This window comes from Mesorhizobium sp. M1338, from assembly GCF_040318045.1.
In the GTDB taxonomy this organism is placed as follows: domain Bacteria; phylum Pseudomonadota; class Alphaproteobacteria; order Rhizobiales; family Rhizobiaceae; genus Mesorhizobium.
Genome location: NZ_JAMYLL010000016.1, coordinates 1 through 23,520, shown reverse-complemented (window position 1 = coordinate 23,520; position 23,520 = coordinate 1). Strand labels below are relative to the sequence as shown.

Genomic DNA, 23,520 nt, shown 5'->3' with positions numbered 1-23,520 from the left:
GGGAAGAGGGGCGCTCGTCGTTGTTTTTCGCTGAGATGACGCCCTGTCGTGGTGCGGAAACAAACTTTCGGCAAATGGGGTTTATGCAACCAATTGCATTTGAATCGGTTTTAGGGCCATTGCCGTGGCGGTGACGCCGCTGACTGCCCCGCTTACGGAATTTTCAATGAATATTCAGACGACCCCTGCCCAAATAGAGAAGACAAGCGCGAGCTTCCCGGCCATCACCGAAGAGCCGATCCGCTCCAATTACCTGCCTGAAGAGCGCCTTCGGCTGCTCGGTGAAAGGCTGGCAAAAGGCGACCTCACGGATTTGTTCGGCCTGACGCCTTTCGATTTTCAAGCCCGTGTCCGTGACAGTGCCAAGAAGATTTTGGAAGTCTACCGGTCGACGAATGCGGCGCAGGCGAGGGGCGAGACGATCACGCCGTCGGCTCAGTGGCTGCTCGACAACAATTATCTGGTCGAAGAGACTATTTTCCAGGTCAAGCGCGATCTGCCGCGCCGCTTCTATCGCCAGCTGCCGACCCTGAAACTGCCGGATAACGGTAGCGTTCCGCGCGCGCTGGCGCTGGCCTGGACCTATGTGGCGCATTCGGACAGTTCCGTCTCGGCGACGATGTTCAAGGCAATCGTCCAGGGTTTTCAATCGGTCGAGCCGCTGAAGATCGGCGAACTCTGGGCGCTGCCTTCCCTGTTGCGCTTCGTCCTGATTGAAAATCTCCGCCGGCTGGCGGTCAGGGTCAACCGCACCCGTCAGATGCGCCAGATCGCCAATGATGTGGCGGACAAGGTTCTGGCCACCGACGACAGTGCCGACCGGCAAGCGATCCTGTCCAACTTCAGCGCCCATGCGCAGGACACCACCTTCGCCACCCAGCTGCTCTACCGTCTGCGCGATGGATCGCAGAATGCGGGCAAGGCCCTGGAATGGCTGGAAAGCGAACTCGAAAAGGCCGGCTCCGACGCCGAGGAAATCATCATTTCCGAACATCACACGCTGTCCAGCGGCAATGTGACGACGGGCAACATCATCCGCGGTCTGCGCCTCATCAACGACATCGACTGGACCGTGTGGTTCGAAGGCGTCAGCCGCATCGACACCGTGCTGCGCGAGCGCACCGATTTCTCCGCGCTCGACTTCTTCTCGCGTGATCAATACCGGACCGCGATCGAGGAACTGGCGCGCCGTTCGGGCCTTTCGGAATATCGCGTCGCCGAAAAGGCCATCGAGCTGGCCGGCCACGCCGCCGGCGAGACCATGTCGGGCGATGATATAGCCAATGCCGTCCCTGCCGCATCCGCCCATACCGATGTCGGGTTCTTTCTCGTCGGACCGCGCCGGCTGGAGCTGGAGAAGGCGATCGGCTATCGGCCGACCATCAGCCAGACGGTCAAACGCAGCTTCCGCAAGACCGGGTGGCTTGGCATCGTCGTACCGGTGTTTGCGCTGACGGCCCTGCTTCTCGTCCTCTCCGGCAACGCACTCACCAATCTTGGTCTGTCGGTGCCGTCGATCGTCCTGATGCTGGCGCTGTTTGCCGTGCCGGCCAGCGAGGGCGCGCTCGCCTTCTTCAATACTGTCGTATCGCTGTTCCTCAAACCGACGCGCCTCGTCGGCTACGATTACAGGCACGGCGTACCGCCCGAGGCGCGCACGCTGGTGGTGGTGCCGTCGCTGATCGGCTCGCGCGACGATGTCGAGGAGAACATTCGCAATATCGAGGTGCATCATCTCGCCAACACGGCCGATGAAATCCATTTCGCGCTGCTGTCTGACTGGCCCGACAGCAAGACCGAGGTCGATGCGGCGGATACTGAAATCCTCGAATTCGCCCGCGCCGAGATCGCCCGTCTCAACGACCGCTATCCCTCCGAAGGCGCGCCGCGTTTCTACATCCTGCACCGGCGCCGGCTGTTCAATGCGGCTCAAGGGTTCTGGATGGGCTGGGAGCGCAAGCGCGGCAAGCTGCACGAGCTCGACCTTCTGCTGCGCGGCGACAGCGACACCACGTTCTTGCCGCTCGACGTGCCGCTGCCGGAGAGCGTCGTCCATGTGATGACGCTCGATGCCGACACGCGCACCACCCGCGACGCGGTCGCGACCTTGGTCGGCAAGCTTTGCCACCCGCTCAATCGCCCGCATTTCGATGCCAGCAAGCGCCTCGTCACCGCCGGCTACGCGATCCTGCAGCCGCGCATCACCGCGTCGCTGACCAGCGGCGACGACGCGTCGTTTTTCCAGCGGGTCTTCTCGGCCAATCGCGGCCTCGACCCCTATGTCTTTGCCGTGTCCGATCTCTATCAGGACGTCTTCGGCGACGGTTCCTTCACCGGCAAGGGCCTCTACCATGTCGATGCCTTCGAGGCGGCGTTGCAGGGCCGCATCGATGAAAATACCATCCTCAGCCACGATCTGCTGGAAGGCGCGCTGGCGCGCGCGGCGCTGGTCACCGACGTCGAACTGGTCGAAGACTATCCGACGCGCTACTCGGTCGATGCCTCGCGCCACCATCGCTGGGCACGCGGCGACTGGCAGCTCCTCGGCTTCATGCTCGATCCGCGCTCCGGCGTGCCGGCTCTGTCGCGCTGGAAGATGATCGACAATCTGCGCCGCTCGCTGACGCCGATCTTCTGGGTGATGGCGGCGATCGCCGGCTGGACGCTGCTGCCCTTCACGCAGGCCGCGCAATGGCAGGCCCTGCTGATCCTCAGCCTGTTCATGGCGCCGACATTCGACATCGTCAACGCCATTCTGCCCAAGAGTGGCGACCAGACGCCGCGCGGCCATTTCTCGGCCCTGGCACGCGACGTGGCCTTCGGCACCGCCATGGTGGCGCTGAAGATCGTGCTGATGGCGCACAACGCCTGGATGATGGGCGACGCCATTGTCCGCACGCTCTACCGGCTGTTCGTCAGCCGCCAGAACCTTTTGGAATGGCGCACCGCCTCGCAGGCGCACAAGGCGGGCGACAATGATGTCGGATCGTATTACGGCATGATGTATGGCGCCGTGATCATCGGCTTCGTCGGCCTTGCCATTCCGGTGCTGGCCGATTCGACCGGCGCCTTCGTTGCCTTCTTCTTCGCCCTGTTCTGGATTGGCTCGCCCGCCATCGCCAGCTGGATCAGCCGTTCGGCTGAAACCGAGGATCGTCTGCGCATATCGCAGGCCGACATCCATACGTTGCGCACGGTGGCGCGGCGCACATGGCACTATTTCGAAAGCTTCGTGACATCGGAGCATCACCATCTGCCGCCGGACAATTTCCAGGAAAGCCCGGCGCCGGTGGTGGCGCCGCGCACCTCGCCGACCAATATCGGCGTCTACCTGCTGTCCGTCGTCTCCGCTCGCGATTTCGGCTGGATCAGCCTGTCCGACGCCATCACCCGCATCGACGCCACCATGTCGACGATCGAGGGCATGCCGCGCGACCGCGGCCACCTCTTCAACTGGTATGACACGACGACGCTGAAGCCGCTCTACCCGCTCTACATCTCGGCTGTCGACAGCGGCAATCTTGCCGGCCATCTGGTGGCGGTGGCGGCAGCCTGCGCCGAATGGGCGGAAGCGCCCTCCGTCCATCTTCAGGGCGATTTCGAAGGCATTCTCGACACCGTCACCATCCTCGGCGAAAGCCTCGATGAGCTGCCCGACGACCGTCGTCAGCTGCGCCCCCTGCGCCAGCGCCTCGCCGACCGTCTCGACGGCATGCGGCGCGCGGTCGACACCATCAAGGCGCAGCCGGAAATGGCGTCGATCCGCACCATCAACCTCGCTGTCCTGGCCGGCGAGATCCGCAAGCTTGCCACCGCCATCCACACCGAGGCGGCATCGCCCCAGAGCGACGTCATCGTCGACTGGGCGGCAAGGCTGGAAGCCACCTGCGAAGCCCACGTCCTTGACGCGCACAGCGACGACAACGCCGTCGAGGCGCTGCGTGCCAAGCTGCTCACCTTGCGCGAGCGCACGCGCCGCTTCGCCTTCGAGATGGATTTCTCATTCCTGATGCGGCCGGAACGCAAGCTGCTGTCGATCGGCTACCGGGTCGAGGAACACCAGCTCGATGAAAGCTGCTACGACCTTCTGGCTTCCGAGGCGCGGCTGACCAGCCTGTTCGCCATCGCCAAGGGTGACCTGCCGACCGAGCACTGGTTCCGGCTCGGCCGGCCGATCGTCGAGATCGGTTTCCAGGGCGCGCTGATGTCCTGGTCCGGCTCGATGTTCGAATATTTGATGCCGCCGCTGGTGATGAAGGAGCCGCAAGGCAGCATTCTCAACCAAACCAGCAAGCTGATCATCAAGCGCCAGATCCAGTATGGCCGCCAGAAGAACGTGCCGTGGGGCATTTCGGAAGCGGCCTACAATGCCCGCGACCGGGAACTGACCTACCAGTACACCAATTTCGGCGTGCCTGGGCTCGGGCTGAAGCGCGGCCTTGGCCAGAACACGGTGATCGCGCCTTACGCCACGATACTCGCGGCACAGTTCAACCCGCGCGAAGCCGTGCAGAATCTCGCCCGCCTCAGGGAAGTCGGCGCACTAGGCCGCCACGGTTACTACGACGCCGTCGACTTCACGCCGCAGCGCGTGCCGGAAGGCACCGACCATGTCGTCGTGCAGAACTACATGGCGCACCATTCGGGCATGTCGATCGTGGCGGTCGCCGACGCCATTTTCGAAGGTCGCATGCGCGACCGCTTCCACAGCGATCCGGTCATCGAATCGGCCGAATTGCTGCTGCAGGAGCGAGCGCCACGCGACATTCCGACCGCGACCGTCAGGACCGAGGCCGACGAACGCTCCAAGGACGAGACCGAGATCGAGAGCCCCGACACCCGCATCGTGCTCAACCCGCTGCAATCGCTGCGCTCGACCAACGTCATGTCGAACGGCCGTTATTCGGTGATGGTCACGGCGACCGGCTCGGGCTACAGCCGCTGGGGCGATCTCGCCGTCACCCGCTGGCAGCCGGACCCGACCGAGGACCGGCTTGGCTCCTACATCTTCCTGCGAGACGCCGATACCGGCGACTGGTGGTCGGCGACATCGGAGCCGAAGCGCGCGGCCGAGGAAACGGCGCAGACCTTGTTCTCCGACGACAAGGCGAGCTTCGTCAAATCGGTGGGCACGTTGCGCTCCGAGGTCGAATGTATCGTCATTTCGGAAGGCAATGGCGAGGGTCGTCGGGTCACGCTCTACAATGACGGCCCATCCGACCGTCGCATTGAAGTAACCTCCTTTGCCGAACTGGTGCTCGGCCTGGAAGCATCTGATTACGCGCATCCGGCGTTCTCGAAGATGTTCGTGGAAACCGAAATCTCTACGAATAACGCGGCGATCTTCGCCACACGGCGCAAGCGCGAGACCAGCGAGCCGGATATCGCCATGGTGCATTTCGTCACCGATCCGTCCGGATCGGCGCGCGACGCCGAGGCCGAGACCGACAGGCGCGCCTTCATCGGCCGAGGCCGTACCATCGTCGACGCAGCCGCGTTCGATCCGGGCGCCAGGCTCGGCGGCCATTCAGGCTTCACGCTCGATCCCGTCGCCTCGCTGCGCCGGCAAGTGCGCGTGCCGGCCAACAAGAAGATATCGTTGACCTTCTGGACCGTGGTCGGCGCCGGGCGTGCCGAACTGGACGAGGCTATCGCCCGGCTCGATCATCCCGAAAGTTTTGCCCGCCAGGCCATGCTCGCCTGGACGCGCAGCCAGGTCCAGACGCGTCATATGGGCCTCAGCCTGACCGATGCCGCCAATGTGCAGAAGCTGGCGCGCTATCTGATCTATCCGGATCCGTTCCTGCGTCTTCCGGCCGAATCCATCACCACGGGGCTGGGCAAGCAGTCGAGCCTGTGGCCGACCAGCATTTCCGGAGATTTCCCGATCTTCCTGGTCAGAATCGGCGATGTCGCCGATCTCGAAATCGTTGCCCAGGCGCTGCGTTTCCAGGAATACATGCGCACCCGCGGCATGATGATCGATTTCGTCGTCGTCAACGAGCAGGCGTCCTCCTATGTCCAGGACCTGCAGCGAGCGGTCGAGACGCTGTGCGAAAACAGCCGCTTGCGCGGCAAGGAGCTCGGACCTCGCCAGCACATTTTCGCGGTGCGCCGCGACCTCATGGACGAGACGACCTACAAGACGCTACTCGCTGTCGCCCGCGTCGTCCTGCACACGCGCAACGGCACCATCTTCGACCAGATCGAGCGGGCCGAGGCGGCGGCCCTGCAGGCCCGCGACGCCCTGCTGCCGGCGGCATTGCCGGTTCCGCGTGAACTGCCGTCCCTGGCGCCCACGATGCAAGCATTTACCTCGCAGGCGATCGCTAATGTCAGCGCCGATGGAAGCGGGCTCCGCCAGTGGAATGGATTTGGCGGTTTCGACGGCGACGGGCGGCACTATGTCGTGCGCCTGGCTGGCCGGCGCACCACACCGCAGCCATGGATCAACGTCGTCTCCAACGCCTCGTTCGGCTTCCATACCTCCGCCGAGGGGGCTGCCTTCACCTGGAGCCGCAACAGCCGCGACTACCAGTTGACGCCATGGTCGAATGATCCGGTCTCGAACCGGCCGGGCGAGGGCCTCTATATTTACGATCAGGCCAGCGGCAAGGCGTTCTCGCCTCTCGCCGCCATGGTGCGCGATCCCTCGATGACCTACGAGGCCTGGCATGGCCAGGGTTTCTCGACCTTCCGCGCGAAGCGCGGGCCGCTGTCGATGGATCTCACCCATGTCGTCGATCCGGTAGACCCGGTGAAGATTTCGCGGCTGCGTATTCAGAATTCCGGCTCGGTGCCGGCGCGCCTGCGTGTCTATGCCTATGCCGAATGGGTGCTCGGCGGGCATCGATCGCGCACGGCGGCAACCATCGTTCCATCTCGGGACGCTGCCAGCGGCGCGTTGCTGGCGCAAAACCCCTACGGCCTCGATTTCAGCGAGCGGGTGGCCTTCCTTGCCACCGATGGCGGCGTGCACTCGGTGACATCAGATCGCTCGGAGTTCCTGGGCCGGCACGGCTCCAGCGAGCTTCCGCAGGCGGTGCTGAGCGGTGCCGCACTATCGGACCGTGTCGAGGCCGGCGATGATCCGTGCGCGGCGATCGCCCGCGACATCGAGATCCCGGCCGGCGGCGACGTGACGCTGCTTTGGCTGCTCGGTGACGCCGAGTCCGCCGAGGAGGCGAGCACCTTGGTGCGGGAGCACCGGGTCAAGGATTTCGACCAGCGTCTGGCCGACAATGAGCGCGAGTGGCGCGGCTTCCTCGACACCATCCAGGTCGAGACGCCGGACAAGTCGCTCGACGCCATGGTCAATCATTGGCTGCCCTATCAGAGCCTGGCCTGTCGCATCCGCGCCCGCTCCGCCTTCTATCAGGCCAGCGGTGCCTTCGGCTTCCGCGACCAGCTGCAGGATACGCTGGCGTTGCTGGCGCATGACCCGCAGCTGGCGCGTGACCAGATACTCAACGCGGCGCGGCGGCAGTTCCCCGAAGGCGACGTGCAGCACTGGTGGCTGCCGCGCACCGGCGCCGGCGTGCGCACGCTGATCTCCGACGACGTGGTCTGGCTGGCCCACGCCACGGCTCGCTATCTGCTGGTCACCGGCGATGCCACCATCCTGAAGGAGCAACCGCCCTTCATCGACGGACAGGCGTTGGGCGAGGGCGAGCACGATGCCTTCTTCACTCCCGAGGTTTCGAAGAAGACGGCGTCGCTCTACGACCATTGCGCGCGGGCGCTCGACCTCGCCATCAAGCGCAGCAGTCCCGCGGGCCTGCCGCTGATCCTTGGCGGCGACTGGAACGACGGCATGAACCGCGTCGGCGGGCAGGGCAAGGGCGAGAGCGTCTGGCTCGGCTGGTTCCTGTTGAAGACTCTGGGTGACTTCGCCCCCGTTGCCAAGTCCGAGGGCGATGCCAAGCGTGCGCAGGCCTGGGCGAAACATGCCGATGTGCTGAAGCGGGCGCTTGAAAGCACGGCATGGGACGGCGAATGGTATCGGCGCGGCAGCTTCGACGACGGCAGCCCGCTGGGGTCGCGGACCTCGCGGGAGTGCAAGATCGACTCGATCGCCCAGTCCTGGAGCGTGCTTTCGGGAGAGGGCGATCCGGCACGGTCGACGACGGCGATGGAGCAGGCGACGAAGCTGCTCGTCGACGACAAGCTCAAGATCGTCAAGCTGTTCACGCCGCCCTTCTCGAAGACGGATAAGGACCCAGGCTACATCAAGAGCTATCCGCCCGGCGTGCGCGAGAATGGCGGCCAGTACACCCACGCCGCCACATGGTTCGTCATCGCGCTCGCCGAGATGGGGCGCACCGACGAGGCCTATCGCTGTTTCTCGATGCTGAACCCGGTCAATCATGCGACCGACGAGGCCTCGGCCGAGCACTATCGCGTCGAGCCCTATGTCGTGGCGGCCGATATCTATGCCGGGGACGACAATGCCGGCAACAGCAAGGGCGGCCGTGGCGGCTGGACCTGGTACACGGGCTCCGCCGGCTGGCTCTACAGGGCGGCGGTCGAAGGCATTTTGGGCATCGAGCGGCGCGGCAAGCGCGTCCAGTTCAAGCCGAAACTGCCCAGTCACTGGGACGGCTATTCGGCGACCCTCAAGATGCTGGGGGCGGAACTCAAGGTTCGTGTCATCCGCGACAATAAGGCCAAGGCCGTGTCGCTGGAGGTGAATGGGGCAAAGACCAAGGCTTCGGCGCTCGAACTGAAGGATGGCGAAGTTACCGACGTCGTCGTCAGGATCCCGGCCTGATGCATGTTGCCTAAAAAGCGCGCTCTCAGGCCCGGGCCCGGGAGCGCGGTTTTTGGACGATGACAGGATTAGAGGCGCCATGCCGCCCGGCGTTGCCATCGGCCCGACTGAAGGGCATGCCCCAGAGAAGCGCATGAAATCAAAGGCTTGAGGGCGCCATAGGAGTCGCGTCGAGCTGCGAGACGTGGGCTCCTGTCGCCTGGAGGGGCGCGCGGCCGCTTAGTTTTGTCCTATACTGTGCAGAAGGCGATTTCGGCCCCAGTCATCCGCCCGACATTGTTGCTGATTAAAATTATGGCAGCACCCGCCAGCTGCCATGATTTCGCCGCATGCCTGACATTTTACCTGTCTTCTCAAACCGTTAGGTGATCACGGCAGATTTCGGAACGTCGCCATCTTTTGTTCGCTCCGAGGGAACTGAAGAGGTACACGGCCATTGTTTTGCGACGTATCAACCGGTACGAGTCAAAATGATGCAGTGCACAATAAACAGCATGGCGGAGTAACTGGGGTGACCCTTCTGCAAATCTACTGGCGAGCGCTCGGATATCTCGCCGCGGACAGGAAACGCGTCGCGTTGATCTGTTCGGCCAACGTGGCTCTCGCCATCATCGCCATTCTCGAGCCGATTATGTTCGGACGGGTGATCGACGCGATTTCAGAACGCGGCTCGGTGTTTATGACACTTGCCCTATGGGCTGGCCTGGGCGCCTTCAACATCGTGGCATTCGTCCTGGTGGCGCGTGGCGCGGACCGCTTTGCCCACAGGCGCCGTAGCGAGGTGCTTTGCGACTCGTTCGAGCGCGTGATCACCATGCCGCTTGCCTGGCACCACCAGCGCGGCACCTCCAACGCCCTGCACACCCTGCTTCGCGCGGTCGAGACGCTGTTCAGCCTGTGGCTCGAATTCATGCGTCAGCACCTGTCGACGGTGGTTGCGCTGTTCCTGCTGATCCCGACCGCGGTCAGCATGGATCTGCGCATGTCGCTGGTGCTTCTGGCGCTCGGCGCGCTCTATGTCGGCATCGGCCGGCTGGTGATGAAGCGCACCAAGGCGGGTCAGGCCGCCGTCGAGCGCCACTACCACAAGGTGTTCGCGCACGTGACCGACTCAGTCAGCAACGTTGCCGTGCTGCAGAGCTACAATCGTCTCGGCCACGAGGCCGATACGCTGCGCCGCTATGTCAAGAACCTGCTCGACGCCCAGAACCCGGTGCTCGACTGGTGGGCGATGGCCAATGCGCTGCACCGCCTGTCGTCGACGATCTCGATGATGGTCGTACTGTTGATCGGCGCCTATCTGGTCACCCACGGTCAGCTGCGCATCGGCGACGTCATCGCCTTCACCGGCTTTGCCACGCTGCTGATCGCCAGGCTCGACCAGATGTCGGCGTTCGCCAACCAGATTTCGGAGGCCCGTGCCAAGCTCGAGGACTTCTACCACCTTGAGGATTCCGCGGCCGACGCCGCCGAGCCGGACGGCTTGCGTGATCTCGCCAATGTCACCGGTCATGTCCGCTTCGAGAATGTCGGCTTCGAATTCGCCAATTCGGGCCATGGCATCGACGACGTCTCCTTCGAGGTCCAGGCCGGCCAGACCGTCGCCATCGTCGGCCCGACAGGCGCCGGCAAGACGACGCTCATCAACCTGCTGCAGCGTGTCTTCTCGCCGTCGCATGGCCGCATCCTGATCGACGGCATCGACACCCGCACCGTGACCCGCAAGTCGCTGCGTCATTCGATCGCCACCGTGTTCCAGGATGCGGGCCTGCTCAATCGCTCGATCGAGGACAACATCCGCGTTGGCCGCGCCGATGCGAGCAACGACGAGATCCATGCCGCCGCCAACGCGGCTGCCGCGCAGGACTTCATCCTGTCCAAGAGCAATGGCTACGACACGCTTGTCGGCGAACGTGGCGGCCAGCTGTCGGGCGGCGAGCGTCAGCGCATCGCCATTGCCCGCGCCGTGCTCAAGGACGCGCCGATCCTGGTGCTCGACGAGGCGACCAGCGCGCTCGACGTCGAGACAGAGGACCGCGTCAAGGAAGCGATCGACGAGTTGCGGCGCGACCGCACCACCTTCATCATCGCCCACCGCCTGACCACCGTCCGCGACGCCGATCTGGTCGTATTCATGGACAAGGGCAGGGTGGTCGAGATGGGTGGCTTCACCGAGCTGTCGCTGCGCAATGGCCGCTTTGCCAGCCTGCTGCGCGCCGGTGGCCTGCTCAACGACGAGGAGGTTCGCCGCCTCAGCCGCACCGTGCTGCAACAGCAGGAAGCAGCGGCCTGATCTTCTTTCTTCTACCTCCCCCTTGTGGGGAGGTCGGACCGTAGGTCCGGGTGGGGGTACAGGCGCCACCGCCGCTCCCCCACCCCGCTGCTTCGCAGCGACCCTCCCCACAAGGGGGAGGGTAAGAAGACCTGCGACACCACCGCTCGATTGCCCCGAACGCGCCGGCGGTCTATGTAGAGCCGCATGATCGATACGACTTCACGCCTGACCGGCTGGATGGATCTTGCCAACCCGACGCGCTTCGTCGGGCTGGCCGACAGGATCGTGCCGTGGCTGGCGTCCATCGCCGCACTCATCCTCGCCGTCGGGCTCTATATGAGCTTCGCCGCGCCCGAGGATTTCCAGCAGGGCATCACCGTTCGCATCATGTACATCCACGTGCCTTTCGCCTGGCTCGCCATGATGTGCTACACGCTGATGGCGATCTCGGCGCTCGGCACGCTCGTCTGGCGGCATCCGCTGGCCGATGTCGCGCTGAAATCGGCCGCACCCATCGGCGCTGTCTTCACCGCGCTGGCGCTGATCACCGGTTCGATCTGGGGCAAGCCGATGTGGGGCACCTGGTGGGTCTGGGACGCGCGGTTGACCTCGGTCTTCGTGCTGTTCCTGATGTATCTCGGCATCATCGCGCTGACCCGCGCGCTCGATGACGCGAGCCGCGCCGCCTGGGCCGCCGCCATCATCACGCTGGTCGGCTTCATCAACATTCCGATCATCAAATTCTCGGTCGACTGGTGGAACACGCTGCACCAACCGGCTTCGGTTTTCCGCATGGGCGGCTCGACCATCGATCCCAGCCTGCTATGGCCGTTGCTGGTGATGGCGCTCGGCTTCACCGTGCTGTTCTTTGCGCTGCACCTGATGGCGATGCGCACCGAAATCCACCGCCGCCGGGTCATCGCCATGCGCCGTGTCGCGGCACGGCAGGCTGAGCGGTCTCCCCTTGTGGGAGAAGGTGTCGCCGAAGGCGACGGATGAGGGGTGTTCCAGGGAACGCCAACGTCTCACTCCGCTGGAACACCCGTCATCCGTCTCGGCGCCGCGCGCCGATCCACCTTCTCCCACAAGGGGAGAAGGGAAGGCGATTCCTAGTTCACCCCATCCTTCCGCGCGCCGCCACCGGCAGCGTTTCCAGCACCTTGTCGCCGTCGATCAGATTGACCTCGTTGAACAAATTGGTGACGACGCAGCAATGGTCTGGCACGACGCGCACCCGTTCGCCGATGCGCAGCCTGCCGTCGCCCGAAAGCGTGACGGTGCCATGCTCCTCGCTCAAGCCCGTCACCCGCGCTCCGGAAATGCCCAGCAGTTCGCCGAAATCGACGAGCCCCAGCGTATCGCTGGACAGCGCCTTGCTGCCGGCATCGAGGATGGCGCGCGTTGCCGTGGGATGGCTGACCACCGTCGACAGCACCGTCAGCGCGCAATCGTCGAGGCTGCCGACGCCTTTGGCGACCTGGTAGCGGTCGAGATAGATGTAGGTGCCGGGGCGATACTCCGTGACGACCGATGCGTCGCTGGAGCGCCAGATGTCCGGCGTGCCGCCGCTGGAGATGCGTTCGCAGGCCAGACCCGACGCGGCAAGCGTCTGCTTGGCGTCGGCAAGCCAGGCTTCGGCCTCCGCGGCGCGGCCGGCGGCGGGGTAGGTCATCAGCCCACCGAAGGCGAGGCCGCCGGCTCTGTCGATCCGTCTTGCCAGCGCAACCGCTTCATCCGCCGTTTGCACGCCGCAGCGGCCCATGCCGGTGTCGCATTCGACCAGCACCTGCAAACGATGACCGGCATCGGTGAAGGTCGCCGCCAGCCCTTCCAGCGTCTCCATACTGTCCGCTGTCACCGACAGGGTGACGCGGCCATGCAGCGCCTTCAGCCGCTCCAACTTGGCGCGCCCGAGAATGTTGTAAGGGAGAAAAATATCGGTCAGCCCGGCATCGGCCATTACCTCGGCTTCGCCGATCTTCTGGCAGGTGATGCCGACGGCGCCGGCCGCGACCTGCTTCTTCGCCCAGTAGGGCAATTTGTGCGTTTTGATATGCGGCCTGAGCTTCAGCCTGTTCTTGTCGGCATGGGCCTGCGCGCGGGCAATATTGGCTTCGGCGCGCGCGGCGTCGATCAGGATCGATGGCGTGTCGAGATCATGGATGGTCGGCATCATCTGTCATCCTGTGAAAATCCGCAGGGTTATGGCCTCGAACGAGCGTGATGTCACGCGGCCAGCGGAACCGATCTGTGGTCCATGTGCTCGAGTCGGAAGGTCTGGCAGGATCGACACCGCATCGGGGTTCGGCTATGCGATTTGCCAATGCATGTCGCCCAAAAGTGTGCAGCGGTTTTGGGATCACGACATGCGCGCTAACAACCCTAAAGCGCGTCGCGTACCAGACGCGACACGCTTTGACCAAATCGACACGAAGGACCATGATCATGAAACGCTCCGCCATCAACGATATCATCCGCGAAGCCGACGCTTTCATCCGCTCGTTCGGCTACATCATGCCGCCCTTCGCCTATTGGTCGCCCGAGGAGGCGAAGGCGCGGCAGGTCGACTCGTCGGCCGTGTTTACCTCGCGGCTCGGCTGGGACATCACCGACTACGGCCAGGAAAAGTTCAAGGAGCTCGGCCTGTTCCTGTTCACCGTTCGCAACGGTCGCTACGAGGACATGAAGAAGGGCATGGGCATGCTCTATGCCGAGAAGATCATGATCTCGCGCAAGGACCAGCTGTCGCCGATGCACCGCCACAACATCAAGGCCGAGGACATCATCAACCGTGGTGGCGGCAAGCTGGTGCTGGAACTGTTCATGCACGATCGCGACGGCGGTATCGATCCCAAGGCCGAGGTCTCGGTGCCTGTCGACGGAACCATCCATAGGCTCCCGGCGGGCGGGCTCCTGAAGCTCGACCCGGGCCAGAGCGTCACGCTTTTGCCCGGCGTCTGGCATGCCTTCTGGGCCGAGGGCAAGGATGTGCTGATCGGCGAGGTGTCGACCGTCAATGACGATCTCACCGACAACGTCTTTCGCGAGCCGATCGGCCGCTTTTCCAATATCGAGGAGGATGTCGCCCCCGTGCATCTGCTGGTGTCCGACTATGAGAAGTGGCTGGGCTGAGAGGCAAAGCGGGCGCCGCCCGGCGCCTCAATGACAGCAGCTTGCGCTCGTCCCGCGCAGGCAGGATGAACTGATCGGCACGTCCGCCCTGGTCAGCGCCATGGCAAGGCTCGCCTGCAGCCCTTCACTCTCGCCGCGTCGTTTCAGGAATTCCACCAGCCGTGCAGCGCCCGGACATTGCTCGGATGCTGGTCAGCGCCGCACCTTAGGGGACAACATCATATCGCTCGCGCTCGCGCGCTCATCCTGGCCAGCGGCTTAAGAGCGGCGGCCCGGCGTCGAGGGGTGTCTTGAGGACTGGCGCCGAGCCTGACCGGCTTACGGGGGACAGTGCCGGCTGTCCGAATGATAAGCTATTTTATGCATTCCTGCTAATTTAATATAAAATCATGTTCCGTTCCCTACGCTAGGCCGACCGAGCCAAGAAGCGAAACCCGCGTGAAGCATTCCGCTGCGTTCGGCGTCAATTATCGGGCGACCGAAATGTCTGGTGACAGCCGCTACGGATTTCCGAATCTGTTCAAAAGAATCCTGATCAGTGTCGACAGCCTTGGTGTCTTCAACCGCATAGCGACCGATGCCGAGACGCAGGCGAGATCAACGGTGGAAGAGGTCGAAGTGCTGGCTCGCATCATCATGGAGAAAATGCAGAGCCTTCACGGTGACAGCTATCGGATCGACGTCAACCAGCGCTGCGGTTACGTCCTCGTAACGAAGCACAACCGCTGACATACGCGACCATCGCATTTGGTCCGCTGCCGTTGGTGGCGGGGCTTTCTTTATCTTGTGGCAGAAAAGTCACGCAGCTTGAATATGCAGAGATGCAACCGGCGCGAGCTTATTATCCAGCTAAGCGAGGCGTACCGTCGTCAAGGGGCAAAGGGGACGCCCCTTGACCGCGACGCGGTTTCATTTCCTCCCGAACTAGCGCCCGCTGCCTCACGGCGGCGGGCTTTTTAGCGTGAACATGGCAGGAACAAATCAGCGATTCCGTGTTACAGTCATGTTGCACCGACAACAAGGTACAGGACGGGACATGCCCGGAATACAAGGGTTTGCGCGTGACACAACGGGAAAACCCTTGCAACACGGTTGTGCCGGGACCGATCTTCCTAAGCTCTTGATATCATTAGAAGAACGGTTGGCTGGGGAACCTGGATTCGAACCAGGACTAACGGAGTCAGAGTCCGTGGGTCTACCGTTAACCTATTCCCCAGCAGGCGCGGTCATGAACCGTGCGGGCCGAGCGGCTGAGCCGCTTGAGCGCTGCCTTGTAGCCGCCAGCGGAAAATAGTCAAGCCTGCTGAGTGCTTCAAACGGCAGGTTTCGTCAGCCAGTTCAGATGCCGCGTTTCGAACGTCGCGTCGGCTCCGAGTTCAATCTCGTGCTCAGCTTTCTGTCCGGCTGAACTGCGAGCGCTCGAAGAACAGCACGATGCCCAGGCCGAGGAACAACGGAATGATCAGGTAGAACAGCCGGAACACCAGCAGCGCCGCCAGCACGCCGACGGGTTCCATATCGGAGAGGCCGGCGAGGAAGACGACTTCGAACACGCCGAGGCCGCCCGGCGCGTGCGAGATCTGCGCGATCGAGAAGGATACGAGGAAGACGCCCAGCACGACGAAATAGCCGGGATTGTGGGCTTCGGGCAGGGCAAAGAAGATGATGGCGGCGGCCGCCAGCAGTTCGATCGGGCCAATCAGCAGCTGTCGCGCGACGATCGGCAGCGCCGGATAGTGCAACTGGAAGCTGGCGATCTTCAGCGGGCGCAGGTGCAGCCAACTGCCGAAAATGTAGGCGGCCACCAGCAGCAGCATCGCGACCCCCGCCGCCTCCGACAGGCCGTGATGGGCAATGCCGGAAAACCGGTCGAGTATCTCGGGCTCGAAGACCAATACGAGGCCGGAGGCGAGAATCGTCGACAGCACGAAGGTGATCCAGCAGACCGCCACCAGCACGCCGACATCCTGCCCGGTCAGGCCCCTGGTGCCGTAGGCGCGGTAGCGGATGACGGCGCCGGAGAACACCGATCCGCCAATGTTGTGCGACAGCGCATAGGTGGTGAAGGAGCAGAGCGTGACGAACAGCCATGACACGCGCTTGCCGATATGCAGGAGCGCGATGTGGTCGTAGCCGGCGAGCGAGGCATAGGCGATGACCGAACACAGTGCGGCGAGTATCCAGCCGCGGGCCGGAATGGCTGATATGCCGTCCCAGACATCGTCGAGCGAAATGCCACGCAGTTCGTGCCAGAGCAGCGCCAGCGAGAAGATCACCGCCGCGATGCCGATGACCGGCCAGAAATAGCGTCTCCAGTTCATTGCCTGCTTGCCATGCGTTGCGGATCCGCTTCCTCTTCTGCTGGTGATAGGGGGAGGCCGGCTGCGCCGGATTCTTCCGCCCATTTCAGAAATGCCTCATTGAAGCCGGCTATTCAACCGCGAACGTTTTTCGCGGCGACAAACGGCCAGCTTTGTTCGTGCAAGCGGCTGAACGAGACGCCAGCGGTGTTGCACCTGCCAATCCGGGCTTGCGGATACATTACGCGACAGGGCCGGAACGGCGGTTTGCGGACCCAGCCGGCAAAATTCGGCACGCGGCTCTTGGTGATCGGGCGCGGCACTGTTAGTCTGGCGGCAACTTAAAACACTGAAGCGCCTGCTGCGTCCGTCATCGGTTCGCGCGGCGCCGGAAGGAACGACAGTGGAAGACCACGACACCGGCGCCGGCGCGCCGGAGGTGGGCGTGTCCAGCACTTCCCTGGGGTCACCTGGCCCGAGGACCGCCAGCTGGCAGCAACGCCGCCCGACGGAGTCCCGCTCCGCCGACGGGCAGGCGGGCGACGCGCTCCAGAAAGGCAAGCCCAAGAAGCGGCGCAAGCGAAGGCGCGGGCGCAAGGTTTTTGCGCGCGACGAAGCGCGTCCCACGGAAAATCGATCGCCGGCGCCAGTCAAAACCAGTGCCCCGGCGGCGGAGGCGCACAGACCCGTGGAATCAGTGGCCCCGCCCGCGGCTGCGCCGGCGCGCTTCGAACAGGGCACCCGCCGGGCGCCAATGCACGAACTTCCCGTCTTTGCGGCCCTCGACCTCGGCACCAACAATTGCCGGCTGCTGGTTGCCGTGCCGACGCGGCATGGCCAGTTCCGCGTCATCGACGCCTTTTCGCGCATCGTCCGGCTGGGCGAGGGGCTCACCGCCAATGGCAGGCTCGGCCAGCCGGCGATGGACCGCGCGGTCGAGGCGCTGAAGATCTGCGGCGACAAATTGCGCAACCGCAAGATCCGAAAGGCCCGGCTGATCGCCACCGAAGCTTGCCGCACGGCCGACAATGGCGTCGAGTTCCTCGACCGCGTCGAACGCGAAGCCGGCTTGAAGCTCGAGATCATCGATCGCCAGACCGAAGCGCGGCTGGCGGTGTCCGGCTGCGGCTCGCTGGTCGAGCGCGATACGCAAGGCGTCGTGCTGTTCGATATTGGCGGCGGCTCCTCCGAAATCGCGCTGATCGATCTCGCCGGCCGCCGCTCGCCGAGGCTCGCCAACCATATCGTGTCGTGGACGTCGCTGCCGGTCGGCGTCGTCTCGCTGGCCGAGCGTTTCGGTGGCCGCACGGTGACGCGCGAGATTTTTGCCGCCATGGTCGACGACGTCGCCGGCCGGCTGGCCAGCTTCGACGGCCGCGACCGGCTTAGCCATCTCAAGGCCAGCCCGAATTTCCATCTGCTCGGCACTTCCGGAACGGTGACGACGCTGGCCGGCGTTCACCTTGACCTCGAACGCTACGATCGCCGCCGTGTCGACGGGCTGTGGATGGACCGCGACAGCGTCGACCGCATGGTCGAACGACTGGTCGGCTGGGATTTCCAGCAGCGCTGCGCCAGCCCTTGTATCGGCGCCGATCGTGCCGATCTAGTGCTGGCCGGCTGTGCTATCCTCGAAGCGATCCGCGCGGTGTGGCCGTCGGAGCGGCTGCGCGTCGCCGACCGGGGCCTGCGCGAGGGCATATTGAGCGAGCTGATGGCCGATGACGGTGTCTGGCGCAACGATGGGCGCGGCAGAGCATGATCCCGGAAGCGTTGCTTTGGTGAACAGTCGACCCCCACTCCGTCGCGCATAGCTAGACACCATAGCCCTGCGAAGCAGCGACGGAGTGGGGGAAGCCATTCACGAAACGCGTAGCCGCCGAAAAACGGCCACACCTCAGCGAGCGACAAAACTCAGACAAGAAATCAGGCAATGATCAAGAAACCGGAAAAACCAGGATCCGCCAGCATTCGCGTGCTGAAGACGCGGATCAAGAAGAAGAGCGGCCTGAAGGAATCGTCGCGCCGCTGGCTGCAGCGCCACATCAACGATCCCTATGTCCAGCGCTCCAAGGCTGACGGCTATCGCTCTCGCGCGGCCTACAAGCTGATCGAGATCGACGACAAGCATCATCTGTTGAAGCCCGGCATGAAGGTGATCGATCTCGGTGCCGCTCCCGGCGGCTGGTGCCAAGTCGCGGCGGCGCGGACGAAATCGACGGCCGACAAGCCGCATGTCATCGGCATCGATTATCTCGAGATGGACGCCGTGCCCGGCGCGCCGGTGCTGCTGATGGATTTCCTCGATCCGCTGGCGCCGCAAAAGCTGGCCGAGGCGCTGGGAGGCGACCCCGATATCGTGCTGTCCGACATGGCGGCACCCACCACCGGCCACAAGCGGACCGACCACATCCGAACCATGCATCTGTGCGAGGTGGCGGCCGATTTCGCGCTGTCGGTGCTGAAGCCGGGCGGGCATTTCCTCGCCAAGACCTTCCAAGGCGGCGCCGAAAACGAGCTGCTCTCCATGCTCAAGAAGAACTTCCGCTCGGTGCATCATGTGAAGCCGCCGGCGTCGCGCGATGAATCGGTAGAGCTTTATCTGTTGGCCAAGGACTTCAAGGGGCGAGAGCCGCCGTCAGGCGGATCGGAACGTCCAGAGGGCGAGCCCGAAACTTAAGCCGCATCAATTGCCGGGCGGGCTTACCGTTTCCAGCGTCTTGGGCACGGTCAACCGGCCATGGCCGGAGACGGCGTTGCCGGCGTCGGGCGCCAGCCGCATGAACGACAGCGACGCGGCGGCGGAGATCGCCGCGACGACGAAAAACGCGGTGTGGAAATCCGCCAGCGTCAGCGACCGGTCGTGCAGGCTGGTGGACACCTCCAGGATGCCGCCAGCCACCGCCACGCCAAGCGCGATCGACAGCTGCTGGAAGACGGCTGCAATCGGCGTCGCCTTGCTGGTGTCTTCAGCCGAAACCTCGGCATAGGCGAGCGCATTGACGCCGGTGAAGAACATCGAGCGGATGAAGCCGCCGACGAGCAGCATCGCCAGCACCAGCAGATAGGGTGTGTCGGGTGTGAACAGGCCGTTGATGGCGATCGACGCCGCGGCGACCAGCGAACCGACAACCAGCACGCGGCGGAAGCCGGCGACGCGGAAGATCAGCGCGGTGACGAATTTCATGCCGATGGCGCCAATCGCCGAGACGAAGGTGATCATGCCGGACTGGAACGGCGTCAGCCCAAAGCCGATCTGAAACATCAGCGGCAGCAGGAACGGCACGGCGCCAATGCCGATGCGGAACAGTCCGCCGCCAAGCACCGAGGAGCGGAACACCTGGTTGCGGAACAGTTCGAGCGCCAGCAGCGGGTTTTTGGCGTGGCGCGCATGCAGCAGATAGAGCGCTCCCGACAGCAGGCCAACCGTCACGGTGATGACACCGACGATTGGCGGCAGATAGGGCAAGCTGACCACCGACAGGCCGAACACCACACCGGATGCCGCCAGCCCGCTCAGCACGAAGCCGATGAAATCAAGTGGCGGGGTCTGTGAGGGTTCGGTCTCCGGCAGGAAACGCGTCGCCAGCCAGATGCCGACCACGCCGATCGGCACATTGATCAGAAAAATCCAGTGCCAGGTGAAGTAGGTGGTGATGAAGCCGCCGACCGGCGGCCCGATCAGTGGCCCGACCAGTGCCGGAACAGTCAGCCAGGACATTGCCGCGACGAGTTCGCTTTTCGGTGTCGCGCGCACCAGCACCAGCCGCCCGACCGGTGTCATCATGGCGCCGCCAATGCCTTGCAGGAAGCGCGACACCACGAAAGCCGGCAGCGAACCGGAGAGGGCGCAGGCGATCGAGCCGACGATGAAGACCGCGATCGCGGCACGAAAGACATTCTTGGCGCCGAAACGGTCGGCCATCCAACCGCTGATCGGAATGAAGATCGCCAGCGAAACCAGATAGGCGGTCAGCGCCAGCTTGAGCGCGATCGGGCTGGTGTGGATGTCGATTGCGATCGCCGGCAGTGATGTCGCGATGACGGTCGAATCCATGTTTTCCATGAAAAGGGCGACCGCCAGTATGAGCGGGATGGTGCGGTTCAAGGAACGCGTCCAGACGTGAATGTTGCGTCGCCGCTTGCATGTCGGCTTGAGGCGGACGGTTATCAGGCCTTCGCCGGGATGTCGCATTAATTTGCTGTCACTTTTATGCGACCGGCAACCCCAGGTGGCATCCCCTGGGCGAAAAATCACCTTTCCGGGAGCGTGAAATCATCGGCTTTTCATCGGCGCCGGGACGTGGTACCAGCCAGCGCCAATCCTGAAAGGGAAGAAACGAGTCGGCGCTGTCCATTCCGGTCCAGCGCTTTTTTGTATTCCGAGGGCTGGCCATGGCTAAAATCATCGAAACGTCCACCGGCGCACTGGCGCTGACCTTTGACGACGTGCTGCTGCAGCCCGGTCATTCCGAGGTCATGCCTGGCGAGACCGACGTCCGCACCCGCATCGCCGGCGACATCGACCTCAACGTGCCGATCCTGTCGGCGGCGATGGACACCGTCACCGAGGCGCGGCTTGCCATCGCCATGGCCCAGGCCGGCGGCATTGGCGTCATCCATCGCAATTTCTCGCCGGCCGAACAGGCAGAGCAGGTGCGGCAGGTCAAGAAGTTCGAATCCGGCATGGTGGTCAATCCCGTCACCATCGGCCCCGACGCGACGCTCGCCGACGCGCTGGGCCTGATGCGCAGCTATTCGATCTCGGGCATTCCGGTGGTCGAGAACGGCGGTGCCGGTGGACACAAGGTCGGGCGGCTGGTCGGCATCCTGACCAATCGCGACGTGCGCTTCGCGTCCGATCCGGCGCAGAAGGTCCATGAACTGATGACCCGTGACAACCTGATCACGGTCAAGGAGAACGTCGACCAGGACGAGGCCAAGCGGCTTCTCCATCAGCACAGGATCGAAAAGCTGGTCGTCGTCGACAGGCAGGGCAATTGCGTCGGGCTGATCACGGTCAAGGACATCGAGAAGTCGCAACTCAACCCGCACGCCACCAAGGACGTGCAGGGCCGCTTGCGCGCCGCCGCCGCCACCAGCGTCGGCGATGACGGTTTCGAGCGCGCCGAGCGCCTCATCGATGCCGGCGTCGACCTTCTGGTGATCGACACCGCGCATGGCCACTCGCAGCGCGTGCTGGACGCGGTGACGCGCGCCAAGAAGCTTTCCAACTCGGTTCGCATCCTGGCCGGCAACGTCGCCACCGCCGAAGGCACGCAGGCGCTGATCGATGCCGGCGCCGACGCCGTCAAGGTCGGCATCGGTCCGGGCTCCATCTGCACCACCCGCATCGTTGCTGGCGTCGGCGTGCCGCAGCTTTCGGCGATCATGTCGGCGGTCGAAACGGCGTACAAATCCGGCGTTTCGGTGATCGCCGACGGCGGCATCAAGTATTCCGGTGATCTCGCCAAGGCGCTCGCCGCCGGTGCAAGCGCCGCCATGATCGGCTCGCTGCTGGCCGGAACCGACGAAAGCCCGGGCGAGGTCTATCTGCACCAGGGCCGCTCCTTCAAAGCGTATCGCGGCATGGGCTCGGTCGGCGCCATGGCCCGCGGTTCCGCCGATCGCTACTTCCAGGCCGAGGTGCGCGACACGCTGAAGCTGGTCCCGGAAGGCATCGAAGGGCAGGTTCCCTACAAAGGACCTGTGTCTGGCGTGCTGCACCAGCTTGCGGGCGGCTTGAAAGCCGCTATGGGTTATGTTGGTGGTCGCGACCTTGCCGATTTCCGCGAACGCGCCACTTTTGTGCGCATATCCAATGCCGGACTTCGTGAAAGCCACGCCCATGACGTCACGATCACCCGCGAAAGCCCGAACTATCCCGGCGGAGCCTGACCAGTACGGGATCGGGCGGAACCTCACCGCGACGATCCTGCGGCTGTCGCGACACGCGGCCGCGCTCTGTTTCCTGTCGGCGGCGGTATTCATCGCCATGACTGCGATGGAATTCTTCTACTTCCGCCAGTTGAGTGGCGGCTTGTCGTCACTCGACATGCGCGTTTTGGGCTTCACGCCCGACGAAGGCATGGCCTGGCTGACGGCGCTCGGCCGGCGCGGCGGCGAGATCATTCTCGTCTGGCACTATCTGACCTTCGATCTCCTGTTCCCGGCGCTGCTGTCGGTGACGCTGGTCAGCCTGATCCTGGCCACGGGCCGGCGATTGAAGAACTTCCGCGTGCTGCCAGGGCAGTTGCAGTCGATCTTAGCGGTGGTCCTGGTGCTGCCCTACACGCTTGCCGACTACGCCCAGAACATCGCGGTGGCGCGGCTTCTGTCGGATTTCCTGTCGGCCAACCCGGATTCGCTGTCTTTCGCCTCGGCGCTGATCGTCACCAAATTCGCGCTTTTCGCCATTCCGGTGTTTGTCATTGCCGCCTTCTGGCTGAGAGGCCAGAAACACCAGGCTTGATGCCGCGCGGAAAGTCCAATCGGGCAGGGGGCACTTCATGAACCAGACCACGATCTTCTGGCCTGTCCTGGCGCATGTGCTGCTGATCTACATCGTCTACGCCGTCCTGGGTCGGCGGCGATACGGTGCGATCAGGTCGGGCGAAGCCAAGCCCGGTCAATACAAGGCGCGCTCGACCGAGCCGACCTCCAGCACTACCGTTGCCGCAAATCTCATCAATCAGTTCGAAATGCCGGTGCTGTTTTATGTGCTGTGCCTGGCGCTGCACCTGACCAACGGCGTCAACTACCTGACCCTGGCGCTCATGTGGATTTTTGTTGCGTCGCGCTATTTCCATGCCTGGATTCACCTGACCAGCAACAATCTGCAGCTGCGCAGCCGTTCCTTCTTCTTCGGCGCGGTGATTCTTTTGCTGGGATGGATCTGGTTCGCGCTGCACCTGCTCGGAGTTGTTTGAGCCGGGGCAGTTCTCCCTTCTCCCACAAGGGGCTAGCGTGCGCACACATTTGCTTCGTGCTGTGGTCAAGCGTGAAGAAGCGAGGCCGGAAAATGGCTTGATGCGGTTGAATCG

General features: G+C 63.8%; 13 protein-coding genes and 1 tRNA gene. 10 read left to right on the top strand and 4 right to left on the bottom strand.

Going from position 1 to position 23,520, the window contains the following annotated elements; all coding sequences use genetic code 11:
• Positions 1-166 precede the first annotated feature (166 nt).
• From NKH19_RS16560 to NKH19_RS16550, 3 genes are all read left to right on the top strand, one after another.
• Entirely contained in the window at positions 167-8,770 is an 8,604-nt protein-coding gene (locus NKH19_RS16560; protein ID WP_352869542.1) for a glycoside hydrolase family 94 protein, read from the top strand.
• 511 nt (positions 8,771-9,281) lie between these two features.
• Entirely contained in the window at positions 9,282-11,063 is a 1,782-nt protein-coding gene (locus NKH19_RS16555; RefSeq protein WP_352869544.1) for a glucan ABC transporter ATP-binding protein/ permease, read from the top strand.
• A 186-nt stretch (positions 11,064-11,249) separates the two neighbouring features.
• Complete coding sequence (locus NKH19_RS16550; protein WP_352869545.1) at positions 11,250-12,044, top strand: heme ABC transporter permease; 795 nt, start codon at positions 11,250-11,252, stop codon at positions 12,042-12,044.
• Between the two features lie 115 nt (positions 12,045-12,159).
• Here the strand turns inward: NKH19_RS16550 and NKH19_RS16545 are convergent, their stop codons facing one another.
• Complete coding sequence (locus NKH19_RS16545) at positions 12,160-13,218, bottom strand: D-TA family PLP-dependent enzyme (RefSeq protein ID WP_352869558.1); 1,059 nt, start codon at positions 13,216-13,218, stop codon at positions 12,160-12,162.
• Between the two features lie 272 nt (positions 13,219-13,490).
• Between NKH19_RS16545 and NKH19_RS16540 the strand changes: the two genes are divergently transcribed.
• Complete coding sequence (locus NKH19_RS16540) at positions 13,491-14,177, top strand: D-lyxose/D-mannose family sugar isomerase (protein ID WP_352869546.1); 687 nt, start codon at positions 13,491-13,493, stop codon at positions 14,175-14,177.
• A 438-nt stretch (positions 14,178-14,615) separates the two neighbouring features.
• Positions 14,616-14,906, top strand: coding sequence for a hypothetical protein (locus tag NKH19_RS16535; protein ID WP_352869548.1), 291 nt, complete (start codon positions 14,616-14,618; stop codon positions 14,904-14,906).
• Positions 14,907-15,319: 413 nt separating this feature from the next.
• Here NKH19_RS16535 and NKH19_RS16530 read toward each other — a convergent pair.
• Positions 15,320-15,393: transfer RNA gene (locus tag NKH19_RS16530), tRNA-Gln, on the bottom strand.
• A gap of 172 nt (positions 15,394-15,565) precedes the next feature.
• A complete protein-coding gene (locus NKH19_RS16525; RefSeq protein ID WP_352869549.1) occupies positions 15,566-16,498 on the bottom strand; it encodes a lysylphosphatidylglycerol synthase domain-containing protein in 933 nt (310 codons plus the stop codon).
• 301 nt (positions 16,499-16,799) lie between these two features.
• On the opposite strand from NKH19_RS16525, the gene NKH19_RS16520 reads away from it, so the two are divergent.
• Together NKH19_RS16520 and NKH19_RS16515 are read left to right on the top strand one after the other, a co-directional pair.
• Positions 16,800-18,239 carry a Ppx/GppA phosphatase family protein gene (locus tag NKH19_RS16520; RefSeq protein ID WP_502910956.1) on the top strand — a complete coding sequence of 480 codons (1,440 nt, stop codon included), beginning with the start codon at positions 16,800-16,802 and terminating at the stop codon, positions 18,237-18,239.
• 171 nt (positions 18,240-18,410) lie between these two features.
• On the top strand, positions 18,411-19,157 hold the full coding sequence (locus NKH19_RS16515; protein ID WP_352874033.1) for an RlmE family RNA methyltransferase: 747 nt from the start codon (positions 18,411-18,413) through the stop codon (positions 19,155-19,157).
• Positions 19,158-19,163: 6 nt separating this feature from the next.
• Here the strand turns inward: NKH19_RS16515 and NKH19_RS16510 are convergent, their stop codons facing one another.
• Entirely contained in the window at positions 19,164-20,585 is a 1,422-nt protein-coding gene (locus NKH19_RS16510) for an MFS transporter (protein WP_352874035.1), read from the bottom strand.
• A gap of 287 nt (positions 20,586-20,872) precedes the next feature.
• Between NKH19_RS16510 and guaB the strand changes: the two genes are divergently transcribed.
• The 3 genes from guaB to NKH19_RS16495 are packed head-to-tail and all read left to right on the top strand — an operon-like array spanning position 20,873 to position 23,406.
• Positions 20,873-22,375 (top strand): IMP dehydrogenase, encoded by a 1,503-nt coding sequence (gene guaB, locus NKH19_RS16505; protein ID WP_352874037.1) that lies wholly within the window; start codon positions 20,873-20,875, stop codon positions 22,373-22,375.
• Positions 22,326-22,949, top strand: coding sequence for a hypothetical protein (locus tag NKH19_RS16500; RefSeq protein WP_352874038.1), 624 nt, complete (start codon positions 22,326-22,328; stop codon positions 22,947-22,949). Before guaB ends, NKH19_RS16500 begins: the two co-directional genes overlap by 50 nt.
• Positions 22,950-22,986: 37 nt before the next feature.
• Entirely contained in the window at positions 22,987-23,406 is a 420-nt protein-coding gene (locus tag NKH19_RS16495; protein WP_352874040.1) for an MAPEG family protein, read from the top strand.
• The last annotated feature ends 114 nt before the right edge of the window (positions 23,407-23,520 follow it).

Coding starts and splice junctions, on each gene's coding strand:
- NKH19_RS16560 (WP_352869542.1), top strand. CDS start 167: ATGAATATTCAGACGACCCCTGCCCAAATAGAGAAGACAAGCGCGAGC.
- NKH19_RS16515 (WP_352874033.1), top strand. CDS start 18,411: ATGATCAAGAAACCGGAAAAACCAGGATCCGCCAGCATTCGCGTGCTG.
- NKH19_RS16525 (WP_352869549.1), bottom strand. CDS start 16,498: ATGAACTGGAGACGCTATTTCTGGCCGGTCATCGGCATCGCGGCGGTG.
- NKH19_RS16495 (WP_352874040.1), top strand. CDS start 22,987: ATGAACCAGACCACGATCTTCTGGCCTGTCCTGGCGCATGTGCTGCTG.
- NKH19_RS16540 (WP_352869546.1), top strand. CDS start 13,491: ATGAAACGCTCCGCCATCAACGATATCATCCGCGAAGCCGACGCTTTC.
- NKH19_RS16500 (WP_352874038.1), top strand. CDS start 22,326: ATGACGTCACGATCACCCGCGAAAGCCCGAACTATCCCGGCGGAGCCT.
- NKH19_RS16550 (WP_352869545.1), top strand. CDS start 11,250: ATGATCGATACGACTTCACGCCTGACCGGCTGGATGGATCTTGCCAAC.
- guaB (WP_352874037.1), top strand. CDS start 20,873: ATGGCTAAAATCATCGAAACGTCCACCGGCGCACTGGCGCTGACCTTT.
- NKH19_RS16545 (WP_352869558.1), bottom strand. CDS start 13,218: ATGCCGACCATCCATGATCTCGACACGCCATCGATCCTGATCGACGCC.